The sequence below is a fragment of the Saccharothrix sp. HUAS TT1 genome (assembly GCF_040744945.1).
In the GTDB taxonomy this organism is placed as follows: Bacteria; Actinomycetota; Actinomycetes; order Mycobacteriales; family Pseudonocardiaceae; genus Actinosynnema.
Window position 1 is genome coordinate 3,057,632 of the sequence record NZ_CP160453.1, and the last position, 12,249, is coordinate 3,069,880.

Sequence of the window (12,249 nt, forward strand, 5' to 3'; positions counted from 1 at the left end):
TGGGGGCTGTTCGGCCGCGGCGTCGGCTCGGTGGTCCGCGCGGTGGGGCGGGGCAAGGAACTCGACCCGGCGCACCGCCGCGACGGCTTCGCGCTGGTGCTCATCTCGTTGGCCGTGATCACCGCCGCGGGCGTGTGGTGGCAGGCGGGCGGACCGGTCGGCCGGTGGGTCGACGTGGCCGTGCGCAGCTCCGTCGGCGGCCCCGCGGTGATCCTGCCCGTGCTGCTGCTGGTGATCGGCGTCGCGCTCATGCGCACCGACCCGAACCCGGAGGCCCGGCCCCGGCTGGTCATCGGCTCGATCCTGGTCACGGTCGGCTTCCTCGGCGTGTTCCACCTCGCGGGCGGCCTGCCGATGGACCCGCTCGCCCGCCGCGACGCCGGCGGCGCGCTCGGCTACCTGGCCGGCGGCTTCCTGGCCCAGGGCCTCACGTCCTGGGTCGCCGGACCGCTGCTGGTGCTGATCTTCGGCTACGGCGTGCTGCTGCTGGTGCACGTGCCGATCCGCGAGGTGCCCGCGCGGCTCGGCGGCCTGCTGCACCGCAAGGGCGACCGGCTCGACGGCTTCGACGGCCCCGACGAGTTCGGCGACGAGTTCGGTGACGAGCCGGAGCCGGAGGAGAAGCCCGCCAAGCTGCGCCGCCCGTCCCGCGCCCGCCGCCAGGCCGCCGCCGTCGAGGACCAGCCCGAGCTGCCGCTGGACGAGGAGCCGCCGCCTCCGCCGCCGCCACCGGTCAAGCCCGCGCCCAAGCCGAAGGCGACGCCCGAGCTGCCGAAGACCGCCGCGCTGGCCGTGCGCGCCGTCGAGGGCGACTACAAGCTGCCGCCGCCGACGATCCTCAAGGACGGCGACGCGCCGAAGGCCCGCAGCAAGGCCAACGACCTGATGATCGAGGCCATCTCCGGCGTGCTCGACCAGTTCTCGATCGACGCGCAGGTCACCGGCTTCACCCGCGGCCCGACGGTGACGCGGTACGAGGTCGAGCTGGGTCCCGGCGTGAAGGTCGAGAAGATCACCGCGCTGACCAAGAACATCGCCTACGCGGTCGCCACCGACAACGTGCGGCTGCTCGCCCCGATCCCGGGCAAGTCCGCGGTCGGCATCGAGGTGCCCAACAGCGACCGCGAGATGGTGCGGCTGGGCGACGTGCTGCGCTCGCCCTCCACCGTCAAGGACAACCACCCGATGGTCATCGGGCTGGGCAAGGACATCGAGGGCCACTTCGTCACCGCGAACCTGACCAAGATGCCGCACCTGCTGGTCGCGGGCTCCACGGGTTCGGGCAAGTCGAGCTTCGTGAACTCGATGCTGGTGTCGCTGCTGGCCAGGGCCACCCCGGACGAGGTCCGGATGATCCTGATCGACCCGAAGATGGTCGAGCTGACCCCGTACGAGGGCATCCCGCACCTGATCACGCCCATCATCACCCAGCCGAAGAAGGCCGCCGCCGCGCTGGCCTGGCTGGTCGAGGAGATGGAGCAGCGCTACCAGGACATGCAGGTCAACCGGGTGCGGCACATCGACGACTTCAACCGGAAGGTGAAGTCGGGCGAGATCACCGCGCCGCCCGGCAGCGAGCGCGTCTACCGGCCGTACCCGTACATCATGGCGATCGTGGACGAGCTGGCCGACCTGATGATGACCGCGCCGCGCGACGTCGAGGACGCGATCGTCCGGATCACGCAGAAGGCGCGCGCGGCGGGCATCCACCTGGTGCTGGCGACCCAGCGGCCGTCGGTGGACGTGGTCACCGGCCTGATCAAGACCAACGTCCCGTCGCGGCTGGCGTTCGCCACGTCGTCGCTGACCGACTCGCGGGTCATCCTGGACCAGCCGGGCGCCGAGAAGCTGATCGGCATGGGCGACGGCCTGTACCTGCCGATGGGCGCGTCGAAGCCGGTGCGCGTGCAGGGCGCGTACGTCGGGGACGACGAGATCTCGGAGATCGTCAACTTCACCAAGGACCAGGCGCAGCCCGAGTACACCGACGGCGTGACGGCGGCGAAGGCCGGTGAGAAGAAGGAGATCGACGCCGACATCGGCGACGACCTGGAACTGCTGATCCAGGCGGCGGAGCTGATCGTCACGTCGCAGTTCGGCTCGACCTCGATGCTCCAGCGCAAGCTGCGCGTCGGCTTCGCCAAGGCGGGCCGGCTGATGGACCTGCTGGAAACGCGCGGCGTGGTCGGCCCGTCGGAGGGCTCGAAGGCCCGCGAGGTGCTGATCAAGCCGGACGAGCTGGACTCGGTGGTGTACCTCATCCGCGGTGGGGGCGGCCCGGAGCCGGACGCGGACGACGAGGGCTGAGCCGCCGGCGGTGTGCGAGTACCCGGCGATCCGCGGCGACGACCAGCCCCTGCCGTCGTCGGTGGTGGCCGAGCACCTGGCCGCCCTCGGGCTGCGGCAGTCGGAGGGCAGGTGGTCGGAGGGCAGGTGGTCGGCCGGGGACGAGACCGGCAACCTGGCCGTCACCCCGGAAACCGCCGCCGGCCGCTGCGCCACGGCCGCGGACGACCAGGTGGTCGGCTTGGACGTGGCGCTGTGGTGCCCGCACTCGTCGCGGACGGCGCGGTGGCCGGACGAGGCGACCGGTCGGGCTCAGGAACGCCTGCTGGACGCCGTGGCCCGTGCCCTGGGCTGGACGATTGCCGCCTCCGACCGCTGACCGCCGTTCCACCTCGGGACTGTCGGGACGTTCCCGGCGCTCCGCGTTCAACGCTTCTTTGTCGGACCCCGCCGGCACAATAAGAACAGGGGTCCCCTGGGCGAGGACCCCTGCGCAGCGTGGTTCGCGACCGGCGTCAGCTGGCGCCGAACTCGCGGACGGCCTGGTAGTACAGGTCGGCCGTGCGGTTGCACGACCAGTTGCCCGCGCACTGGTGGTAGAGGTCGGACTTGAAGTTGTTGTCGATCCGCAGCCGGGTGGTCTCGGTGAACCGCCCCTGCCGCTTGTAGTTGCGGTAGCCGAAGTCGTGCCGGTGGCAGGCCGGCAGGAACTTGAACCCGAACGGGTTGTCCGGCGACCACGAGCAGCCGTCCGACGACCAGTCGAGCTGATCGCTGTACGGCCGTTGCGCCCGCAAGGAGCTGAACTGGGACAGGGACTTGCCGAACAGGTAGTCGTCGGTGACGGCGGGCGCGTTGATGGCCGCCTGGCCAACACCGGCGCCGGCCAGCAGGGCGAGCGAGGCGATCACGACGGTGAGAGCGTTGCGCAGGGATTTCGCGAGCACTGTTCTTCCCCTCGGTTCACGGGCTTGAGGGGTGTTCTTACCGGCCCGCGATCAACGCACAACAGCCCCAATCGGCTCATACCGCGGCAACGACGGGTGAACGTCGGGCCGCACGCGGTCACCGCCGCCGGCCGCACCGGCTGGTCGCGCAGTTCCCGTAGCGCCAGCACATCGGCGTCCGCCGCGCAGGTACCCGCCGAGCCGCTGCTGGGCCATCCGCAGGCACACCGACTGGGCCGCCGCGCCCGCTTCGAGCAGGCCGAACCGCCCACCGCGCTGCCCGTACCCGACCAACACCGGCTGGTCCGCCAGGACGAGCGCCGGCGCCGGCGCGGGTTCGGTGTCGGCGGCCGGCACTTCGCGCAGCCGCACCCAGACCGGCGCAACCCGCCCGCCGACGGGTGCCCGGTCGGGCCCGCTACCCCGGGCTGTGCGGGCTGAACCCGTCCAGCCGCCGGCACGACCCGTCCGGTTCGGCGACCGTCTCCAGTGGACTGCACCGCGGCGAAGCCGGCGCAGCAGCACGGACGATGGCGTGATCACATCGCCCGCCTGCGGTAGTACTCCGACACCCACGGCCCGGTCAGGCCCACGGCCATCACGTACGCGAACACCACCAGGGCCACCACCGGCCCCACCGCCGCCGCCACCGAGGGCACCACCAGGGACTCGGCCACGAACAGCAGCGCCCAGAACGCCAACCGCTTCGGCGCCGACCGCAGCGGGTGCCTGCCGATCGAGCGGTCGTACCGGTACCCCGCGCGCAGGCTGACCAGCGCGCCGATGAGTGCGATCACGCCGCCGCCCTCCTGCGTGCGTAGAAGCGGTGGACTTGAAGGCCGGCGGCGTCGACGTGCTTGGCGTCGACGTGCTTGGCGGCGACGTGCCTGGCGGCGACGTACGCCCTGCGCCCGGCACTGCGAACGGGCCGAGCGACGCCGTGCGGTGGTCCAGCAGCAGGTGCGCGCGGACCGACGCGGTCAGCCGATCCGGGTCGAGCTGGGCGAGCCGTACCCCTCCGCACCGGCTCGACCAGCTCGACCAGCACCCGCGCCTCGGCTCCGGGCACATCCGGGAGCAGGTGGGCGAGGTCCGCTCCGGCGCGCACGACCAGGCCCTCGTCCCACGCCCGGGCGCGCCGGGCCGGGTTCGGCACGAGGGCGGTCACCGGACCGCCTCGTCCTGGTCGTCACCCCGGTCGAGGAACCGCTGGATCGCCGGCTCGTCGGGGAACTCGTCGTCCTCCTCGGTGTCGATGAGACGTTCGGCGATCGGCACCGGTTCCTCCACCCAGGCGGGTTGGAACTCGTCGCTGGGCAGCAGCCGGTGGCGGCGGGCGAACTCCTCGGCGGCGTCCCGGATGGACTCGCGCAGCGTGCCGATCACCACCGTCTCGGCGGTGTAGGTCAGCTCGACCAGCAGCGCGCGCATCCGGTCCAGCTGGTCCTCCTGGTCGGCGTTGTCCGCGAGCTGCGGCCACAACCTGCGCTCGAACACCTCCACGAAGTCCGCCGCGATGCCGTCGGTGGCGGTGCGCAGGTTCGCGAACTTGTCCAGCACGTCGTCGCTGGGCACGCTCAGCGCGGCGAGCCGGTTGCCCGCCTCCAGCGCCCAGCGGCGGACGTGCGGCCAGCCGCGGCGCCAGCGGACCAGGCCGAGCTGGAGGGCGCGGCGCAGCACGCGCGGCCGGACGTCGCCCATCGGGACGAGGCGGCTGATGTCGCGGACCCTGATCCGGACCCAGTCGTCCGGACCCTCCGCCTCGCCGACCCCGAGCACCGCCGCGACGCTCGCGCCCTTCTCGCGCGCCTTGACCAGCTCGGCGATGGCGGGCAGCGAGAAGCCGCGCGACTGCAGCCGTTGGACGAGGGTGAGCCGTTCGAGGTGGGAGGCGTCGTAGTAGGCGACGCGGCCCTGCCTGCGCGGCGGGTGCAGCACACCCTTGGTCTGGTACATCCGGATCGTGCTGCCGGGCAGCCCGACCCGGACCGCCAGCTCGTCGACCGTCAACTGCTCCACGGCGCCGATCTTGGCGGGTCGACGCTCGCAGAGTCAAGACTCTTCGAGTTATCACTCGAAGAGTTACAGGTGCAGCAGCATCCGCGAGTTGCCGAGCGTGTTCGGCTTCACGTAGGAGAGGTCGAGGAACTCGGCCACCCCCTCGTCGGCCGATCGCATGATCTCCTCGTAGACCTCGGGCGACACCGGCGTGCCGTCGATCTCCACGAAGCCGTGCCGGCTGAAGAACTCGGTCTCGAACGTCAGCACGAACAACCGCTCCAGCTGCAGCTCGCGGGCGGTCTCGATCAACCGGGTCACGATCTTGCGCCCGATGCCCCGTCCCAGCGCGCCGGGCGACACGGCCACCGTGCGGATCTCGGCCAGGTCCTCCCACAGCACGTGGAGGGCGCCGCACCCGAGCACCACCCCGTCGTCCTCGGCCACCCAGAACTCCTGGACGTCCTCGAACAGCGTGACCAGGGGCTTGGCCAGCAGCACCTTTCCGGCGTAGGCGTCGATGAGGGCCTTCATCGCCCGCACGTCGTCGGTGCGCGCGCGACGCACGTTGATCGGGTCGTTCACGGTGCAAACGTATGCCCTGCGCCGCCGGCGCGAGCGCCCAGGTGACACCAAGCGCCACCGGCCCGGTCCACCGAGGTGGGGATGGATCGCGATGGTGCGCATGGGCAACACCACGGGCGGGTTTTAGACGACTCCAAGCATGACCTTCTGGGAATCCGATCGCACTTCAATTCGGGTGGACCGTTGGTCACATTCGACACCTGACGCGCTAACGGGTGAATGCCTCTGGTTGCGCTCGCACCGCGATGTCGGACGGTTTTCCGCGTAGTGCGACCATGGAACCGTTCGCAACTCGGGTATGGCGAACTCCACTATCGCGTGAACAGAGAGGATTTTCGAATGGGCAACACGTCATATGGTGACCGGGGTGCGGCCTCACCGCGCAAGCAGTGCTCCTCGACGCGTCGAACGGCCACCGTCGCGGAAGTGGTCCTCGTCGTCGTGGCGCTGGCGTTCACCGGTTGGCTCCTGGCCGCCGGCCACGCTCCGCGGACCTCGGTGGGCGTGGCGCTGGTGGTGGTCGTTGTCGTGGTGCTCGTGCCGCGCGTCGAGCCGGGTGGGGTCCGCGGACTTCTGCTGCGCCTGGCCGGCCCTGTTCCGGGTGGTCGAGGATGACCGGCTCGGTGGACGCGTTCAACCGGTTGGTCGCCGAGACCTTCAGGGCTCACCGCGTAGCGCCACCGGTGCGGTTCGTCCTCGCGCTGGACTACGCGCGGCTGCTCGACTGGCCGCAGTACACCGAGATGTTGTTCGACCTCGCCCTGGACCGGCAAGAACGACAGCGGATCAGAGCCGCGTACGAAGTCGCGGGCCCGCCGGCCGCTCCTCCGGACCACCTGGCGGCAGCAGGTTCGGAGGATTCCGAATTGCGGTGCGCGAACGAGCGTGAATTCACCCGGCTGCTCAAGGACATCCAGCTGCGCTCCGGCTTGTCGCCCGCGAAGATCGGCGAGATGGCGGGAATTCCGCGTAGCCAGGCGTACTCGATGGTCGCGCGCGGCACGTTGCCGACCCGTTTCCGGCAGGTCGCGCGGTTCGTCGAGGCGTGCGGGTTGCCCGAGCCGGAGATCCGGCACGTCCTGAGGCTCTGGCTCGAACTGCGGCAACGCGGGTACGAGGGCGAGAAGGCGGAAATCCTCTGGGTCGACTACCTGGACCACCTGTGCGGAGGTCTCGCGCCCGACGGCGATCCCTCGCCCGCCGAGACCAGGTCGCGACGGCTCTCCCGGCTGAAGGAGAGCACCTACAGCGCCGAGCGGCCGGTCCGGCCGCCCGCGTCGGGGCCGGCCCGCGCACGTCGGACCTGAGCACCGGACGGGGCACGGGCCGGCGCCGGTTACCCTGAGCACCGTGTCTTCCCCCACCACGTCCAAGCGCGTCGCCATGCTGACCCTCGGCTGCGCCCGCAACGAAGTCGACTCCGAAGAGCTGGCCGGCCGCCTCACGGCGGGCGGGTGGGAGCTGGTCGACGACGAAGCCGACGTGGTCGTGGTCAACACGTGCGGCTTCGTGGAGTCGGCCAAGAAGGACTCCGTGGACACCCTCCTCGCCGCCGCCGACAGCGGCGCGAAGGTGGTCGCGGTCGGGTGCATGGCGGAGCGCTACGGCGCCGAGCTGGCCGACAGCCTGCCCGAGGCGAACGCGGTGCTCGGGTTCGACCACTACACCGACCTCGCCGACCGCCTGGACGACGTCCTGGCCGGTCAGGCCATCGAGTCGCACAAGCCGGTCGACCGCCGCACGCTCCTGCCGCTGACCCCCGTGCAGCGACCGAAGGCCGCCGAAGAGGTGCAGGTGCCGGGCCACGGCTGGGGGCCGCGCGTGGTGCGCACCCGCCTCGCCGACACGCCCTTCGCGCCGCTGAAGATCGCCTCCGGCTGCGACCGCCGCTGCTCGTTCTGCGCGATCCCGTCGTTCCGCGGCGCGTTCGTCTCCCGCCACCCGGACGAGGTGGTGGCCGAGGCCATGTGGCTGGCCGAGCAGGGCGTCCGCGAGGTGTTCCTGGTCTCCGAGAACTCGACCTCCTACGCCAAGGACCTGCCCCGCGAGCTGGGCGGCCTGGAGCGGCTGGTCCAGCGGCTGGCCGCGGTGCCCGGCATCGACCGGGTCCGGGTGTCCTACCTCCAGCCCGCCGAGACGAAGCCGACGCTGGTCCGCGCCATCGCCACCACCGAGGGCGTCGCCGACTACTTCGACATGTCCTTCCAGCACTCCAGCGAGCCGGTGCTGCGCCGGATGCGGCGGTTCGGGTCGACCGAGTCGTTCCTCGGCCTGGTCGAGCAGATCCGCTCGCTCGCGCCGCGCGCGGGCATCCGCAGCAACGTCATCGTCGGCTTCCCCGGCGAGACCGAGCACGACGTGGCCGAGCTGGAGCGCTTCCTCACCGCGGCCCGCCTGGACGCGGTGGGCGTGTTCGGCTACTCCGACGAGGACGGCACCGAGGCCGAGGGCCTGCCGGGCAAGCTGGACGCCGACACCATCGCCGAGCGCGTCGCCCGCATCTCCAACCTGGTCGAGGAGCTGACCTCGCAGCGCGCCGAGGACCGCGTCGGCGAGGAGGTCGTGGTCCTGGTCGAGACCGAGGAGGACGACGAGAACGACTGCGTCGGCCGCGCCGCCCACCAGGCGCCCGAGGTCGACGGCGAGTGCGTCGTCACCAACGCCGACGGCCTGAAGGTCGGCGACCTGGTCCGCTGCCGGGTCGACGCGTCCGAGGGCGTCGACCTGGTCGTCACAGCGATCGAGGTGCTGCCGAGGTGACCGAACCCGCGCGCGTGCCGGTGCTGAACATCGCCAACGTGCTGACGATGTCCCGGCTGGTGCTCGTGCCGGTCTTCCTCTACCTGCTGTTCGCCGAGGGCGGCCACGAGTTCTGGTGGCGGCTCTCGGCGTTCGGCGTGTTCGCCGTCGCGTCGGTCACCGACCACGTGGACGGCAACCTGGCCCGCAAGCTCGGCCTGATCACCGACTTCGGCAAGATCGCCGACCCGATCGCGGACAAGGCGCTGACCGGCGCCGCGCTGGTCGGCCTGAGCCTGCTCGGCGAGCTGCCGTGGTGGGTGACGGTCGTCATCGCGGTCCGCGAGCTGGGCGTCACGCTGCTGCGCTTCTGGGTCATCCGGCACGGCGTGATCCCGGCCAGCCGCGGCGGCAAGGCCAAGACGCTCGTGCAGATCGTCGCCATCGGCCTGTACGTGCTGCCGCTGCCCTCCTGGCTGGACGCCTTCTCGGTGGCCACGATGGGCGCGGCGGTGGTCCTGACCGTCGTCACAGGCGTCGACTACGTGATCCGGGCCTTCCGGCTGCGGGCCCGCGGCAAGCGGGCGGTGGCCGGGGCGTGAGCGCCGCCGACGTCGTCCGGGCGCTGCGGGAGCGCGGTGAGACGGTCGCCACCGCCGAGTCGCTGACCGCGGGCATGGTGACCGTCGAGCTGACCACCGTGCCCGGCTCCAGCGCCGTGGTGCGCGGCGGGCTCGTGGTCTACGCGACCGACCTCAAGCACGCGCTGGCGGGCGTGGACGCGGCGCTGCTGGCCGAGCACGGCGCGGTGCACCCCGAGGTGGCCCGGCAGCTCGCCGAGGGCGCACGTGAGCGCTGCGGCGCGACGTGGGGCCTCGGTCTGACCGGGGTGGCCGGCCCGGACCCGCAGGACGGCGTCGCGCCCGGCACCGTCCACATCGGTTTGTCCGGTCCGTCCGGCTCGACCGTCCACACGCTCACTCTGGGTGGTGGTCGTGACGAAGTGCGCAAGAGTTCGACAACGGCAGCCTTGGACATCCTCCACGACCGGCTCAAGATCCCCGTCGGGTGACGTGAGCAGGGCGTTCCCGCCCGAATCCGGCCACGCACGCGGGAACTTACCGGCGAGTTCACTCGTTCGCCCTTGGCGGACGTGTCGGGAAGTCACTGCCCGTCGACGGGACGGGTCGGTAACGTGGTGGCACGGCCGGCCGGAAGGAGGCGCGCGATGACCGTGCTGCTACGCGAGGCGATCGGTGATCGGCTCCGCCATGCCCGCACCACCCAACGCCGCACGCTGCGCGAGGTCTCCAGGACCGCCCGCGTCAGCCTGGGGTACCTCTCCGAGGTGGAACGTGGCCGCAAGGAGGCGTCCAGCGAGCTGTTGGCCGCGATCTGCGAGGCGCTGGACCTGCCCCTGTCGGAGCTGCTGCACCTGGTCGCCTCGGACATCGGCGCCGTCCAGCGGCCCGTCCCGACTCCCGCCGAGCTCGCCGAGCGCGCTCCCGCGTCCGCTCCGGCGGGTCTGGAAGCCGGCTCCATGGTGCCGGCGGTGATCGGCAACGACCTGTCCGACCTGCGGCTGCAGCCCGTGCTCACGCACCGGCTGTCGACTTCGATCAGCAAGCCGCGCAACGCGGTGGTGGCGGCGTAACCCAGCGCACCCGAGTCCGAGCCGAGCCGGTCCGACCGGCTCGGCTCTCGGTGCTTGCAACGAGTTGGCAACCCAGCCCGGGGTCGGCGCGTCCACCGGAAGCGGTACGGGCAGGATGACCATGCCGACGAAAGTCGGGGGGTGACTCAGGGTGATCCCGGATATCTCCCCAGGTCGGTGGAAGCAGCGCGGGACAACTGACACGATGGAACCAACACCGGCACCGGGTCGTTGCCAATCACGAGCGCGAGCCAGGGAAGTGCGGAGAAGGCAGGCGTAGGAGATGGCCAACCCTTTCGTGAAGGCGTGGAAGTACTTCATGGCGGCGTTCTCGTCCAAGATCGACGAGCACGCCGACCCGAAGGTGCAGATCCAGCAGGCCATCGAGGAGGCGCAGCGGCAGCACCAGGCGCTGTCCCAGCAGGCCGCCGCGGTGATCGGCAACCAGCGCCAGCTCGAGATGAAGCTCAACCGCCAGCTCGGTGAGGTGGAGAAGCTGCAGGCATCCGCACGCCAGGCGCTCGTGCTCGCCGACGAGGCCCGCGCGAAGGGCGACGACGCCAGGGCGACGCAGTTCGAGAGCGCCGCGCAGGGCTTCGCCACCCAGCTGGTCACGGCGGAGCAGAGCATCGAGGACCTGAAGACGCTGCACGACCAGGCGCTGCAGGCCGCGACGCAGGCCAAGCAGGCGGTCGAGCGCAACGCGATGGTCCTGCAGACCAAGCTGGCGGAGCGCACCAAGCTCCTCAGCCAGCTGGAGCAGGCCAAGATGCAGGAGCAGGTCTCCCACTCGCTGCGGCAGATGACCGAGCTTGCGGCGCCGGGCAACACGCCGTCGCTGGAGGAGGTCCGCGACAAGATCGAGAAGCGGTACACCACCGCGCTCGGTTCCGCGGAGCTGGCGCAGAACTCGGTGCAGGGCCGGATGCTGGAGGTCCAGCAGTCGACCACCGAGATGGCGGGCCAGTCCCGCCTGGAGCAGATCCGGGCCTCGATGGGCGGCGGCAAGGTCGCCGGCGAGGTCACCAGCGGCCAGTCGGCGGGCGCGAGCATCCAGCAGGAGATCCAGCAGCGGGTGCAGCAGACGCAGGCGCAGCCGACCCAGCAGATGCAGCAGAACCCGCCGGCGAGCCAGGGCTGAGAGGATGGTGTCCGCGATGGAACCCCGGCGGAAGGCAGCCGGTGAGATCGTCCAGCTCGTCGGGGGCCAGCTCCAAGGGCAACTCGCGGACCAGGTGAAACGGCGGTACGCCGCCTGGAACGACCCACGCGCGAAGCTCGACCGGCGCTACCGCCGGTCGAGCCGCGTGCTCACCTTCTGGCTGATCGTGCTGGCCCTGCTCGCGGTGGTCGGCACGCTCACGCTGGCGGGCGCGCTCGCACCGGGCATCGGCATCGGCGCGGCCCTCGGGTTCGCCGGGACGTCCGTGCTGGCCGTGCGCACGAACATGAAGATGCGGGGCATCGACGCCGCCCGCAAGCAGCTGGCGGTCGCGCCGGTGCACGAGCCGCTGCCCGCCCGCTCCTCGGCCGCGCGCCAGCCGGTGGAGCGGCTGGAGGAGGCCGAGGACACGCTGCGGGAGCTGCTGCGCCAGCTCGACTCGGCGGCGCTGACGTCCATCCCCACCGACTCGGTCGAGCAGGCCCGCGCGACCGGCGCCGAGGCGTCGTCCGCGATCCGGGCCGTGTCCCGCCAGCTCCAGGCCGTGGAACGGGCGCGCGACACCGCGCCGCCGCTGGACCGCGCCCCGCTGGTCGAGGGCGTGCGCAGGCTGCGGGCCCAGCTGGACGAGGGCGTGGACGGCTACTGCGGCCTGGTCGCCGCGGCCGGCCGGGTGCTCGCCGAGAGCACCGCGTCCAACCCCAGGCAGGTGCTGGTCGACGCGACCGACCACCTGGCGGGCCTGGCGTCCGGGCTGCGCGAGCTGTCGAGCTGACGCGCCGCCCGTTCACAGCCGGACGGCCATCTGCACGAACCACTACTGCGTCACGTTGCGTAGCGGAGTACGGCCAACTTCGCGCCTGCGGTGGCGTACGCTG

General features: G+C 71.6%; 15 protein-coding genes. 10 read left to right on the forward strand and 5 right to left on the reverse strand.

The features are described 5' to 3' along the window. Positions 1-42 precede the first annotated feature (42 nt). Both AB0F89_RS15190 and AB0F89_RS15195 read left to right on the forward strand, forming a co-directional pair. Positions 43-2,307, forward strand: coding sequence for a DNA translocase FtsK (locus tag AB0F89_RS15190; RefSeq protein ID WP_367136629.1), 2,265 nt, complete (start codon positions 43-45; stop codon positions 2,305-2,307). Positions 2,308-2,317: 10 nt separating this feature from the next. Continuing rightward, positions 2,318-2,665 carry a hypothetical protein gene (locus tag AB0F89_RS15195; protein ID WP_367136631.1) on the forward strand — a complete coding sequence of 116 codons (348 nt, stop codon included), beginning with the start codon at positions 2,318-2,320 and terminating at the stop codon, positions 2,663-2,665. Positions 2,666-2,801: 136 nt separating this feature from the next. Here AB0F89_RS15195 and AB0F89_RS15200 read toward each other — a convergent pair whose 3' ends face one another. The 5 genes from AB0F89_RS15200 to AB0F89_RS15220 all read right to left on the reverse strand — a co-directional run bounded on the left by AB0F89_RS15200 (position 2,802) and on the right by AB0F89_RS15220 (position 5,816). Further along, a complete protein-coding gene (locus tag AB0F89_RS15200) occupies positions 2,802-3,233 on the reverse strand; it encodes a phospholipase (RefSeq protein WP_367136633.1) in 432 nt (143 codons plus the stop codon). A gap of 539 nt (positions 3,234-3,772) precedes the next feature. Next, positions 3,773-4,030 carry a hypothetical protein gene (locus AB0F89_RS15205; RefSeq protein ID WP_367136635.1) on the reverse strand — a complete coding sequence of 86 codons (258 nt, stop codon included), beginning with the start codon at positions 4,028-4,030 and terminating at the stop codon, positions 3,773-3,775. Next, on the reverse strand, positions 4,027-4,401 hold the full coding sequence (locus AB0F89_RS15210; RefSeq protein ID WP_367136637.1) for a hypothetical protein: 375 nt from the start codon (positions 4,399-4,401) through the stop codon (positions 4,027-4,029). Before AB0F89_RS15210 ends, AB0F89_RS15205 begins: the two co-directional genes overlap by 4 nt. Next, entirely contained in the window at positions 4,398-5,252 is an 855-nt protein-coding gene (locus tag AB0F89_RS15215) for a MerR family transcriptional regulator (protein WP_367136639.1), read from the reverse strand. The genes AB0F89_RS15210 and AB0F89_RS15215 overlap by 4 nt, the downstream gene beginning before the upstream one ends. 63 nt (positions 5,253-5,315) lie before the next feature. Beyond that, entirely contained in the window at positions 5,316-5,816 is a 501-nt protein-coding gene (locus AB0F89_RS15220; RefSeq protein ID WP_367136641.1) for an amino-acid N-acetyltransferase, read from the reverse strand. A gap of 426 nt (positions 5,817-6,242) precedes the next feature. Here AB0F89_RS15220 and AB0F89_RS15225 point away from each other — a divergent pair, with 426 nt between their 5' ends. The 8 genes from AB0F89_RS15225 (at position 6,243) to AB0F89_RS15260 (ending at position 12,146) form a co-directional block, all read left to right on the forward strand. Continuing rightward, positions 6,243-6,431: a hypothetical protein gene (locus tag AB0F89_RS15225; RefSeq protein ID WP_367136643.1), complete on the forward strand. Its 189-nt coding sequence runs from the start codon at positions 6,243-6,245 to the stop codon at positions 6,429-6,431. Further along, positions 6,428-7,123 (forward strand): helix-turn-helix domain-containing protein, encoded by a 696-nt coding sequence (locus tag AB0F89_RS15230; RefSeq protein WP_367136645.1) that lies wholly within the window; start codon positions 6,428-6,430, stop codon positions 7,121-7,123. The genes AB0F89_RS15225 and AB0F89_RS15230 overlap by 4 nt, the downstream gene beginning before the upstream one ends. Before the next feature lie 76 nt (positions 7,124-7,199). Beyond that, positions 7,200-8,576 (forward strand): 30S ribosomal protein S12 methylthiotransferase RimO, encoded by a 1,377-nt coding sequence (gene rimO / locus AB0F89_RS15235; RefSeq protein ID WP_367138872.1) that lies wholly within the window; start codon positions 7,200-7,202, stop codon positions 8,574-8,576. A 47-nt stretch (positions 8,577-8,623) separates the two neighbouring features. Next, a complete protein-coding gene (gene pgsA / locus AB0F89_RS15240) occupies positions 8,624-9,157 on the forward strand; it encodes a CDP-diacylglycerol--glycerol-3-phosphate 3-phosphatidyltransferase (protein ID WP_367138874.1) in 534 nt (177 codons plus the stop codon). Further along, complete coding sequence (locus tag AB0F89_RS15245) at positions 9,154-9,627, forward strand: CinA family protein (protein ID WP_367136647.1); 474 nt, start codon at positions 9,154-9,156, stop codon at positions 9,625-9,627. The genes pgsA and AB0F89_RS15245 overlap by 4 nt, the downstream gene beginning before the upstream one ends. A 156-nt stretch (positions 9,628-9,783) precedes the next feature. After that, positions 9,784-10,209, forward strand: coding sequence for a helix-turn-helix domain-containing protein (locus AB0F89_RS15250; protein WP_367136649.1), 426 nt, complete (start codon positions 9,784-9,786; stop codon positions 10,207-10,209). 283 nt (positions 10,210-10,492) lie between these two features. After that, a complete protein-coding gene (locus tag AB0F89_RS15255) occupies positions 10,493-11,350 on the forward strand; it encodes a PspA/IM30 family protein (RefSeq protein ID WP_367136651.1) in 858 nt (285 codons plus the stop codon). 16 nt (positions 11,351-11,366) lie between these two features. Then, positions 11,367-12,146, forward strand: coding sequence for a hypothetical protein (locus AB0F89_RS15260; protein ID WP_367136653.1), 780 nt, complete (start codon positions 11,367-11,369; stop codon positions 12,144-12,146). The last annotated feature ends 103 nt before the right edge of the window (positions 12,147-12,249 follow it).

Bases quoted from the DNA above. Each gene is read 5' to 3' on its own strand.
- pgsA (WP_367138874.1), top strand. From the start codon at position 8,624: ATGTCCCGGCTGGTGCTCGTGCCGGTCTTCCTCTACCTGCTGTTCGCC.
- AB0F89_RS15260 (WP_367136653.1), top strand. From the start codon at position 11,367: ATGGAACCCCGGCGGAAGGCAGCCGGTGAGATCGTCCAGCTCGTCGGG.
- rimO (WP_367138872.1), top strand. From the start codon at position 7,200: ATGCTGACCCTCGGCTGCGCCCGCAACGAAGTCGACTCCGAAGAGCTG.
- AB0F89_RS15255 (WP_367136651.1), top strand. From the start codon at position 10,493: ATGGCCAACCCTTTCGTGAAGGCGTGGAAGTACTTCATGGCGGCGTTC.
- AB0F89_RS15250 (WP_367136649.1), top strand. From the start codon at position 9,784: ATGACCGTGCTGCTACGCGAGGCGATCGGTGATCGGCTCCGCCATGCC.
- AB0F89_RS15230 (WP_367136645.1), top strand. From the start codon at position 6,428: ATGACCGGCTCGGTGGACGCGTTCAACCGGTTGGTCGCCGAGACCTTC.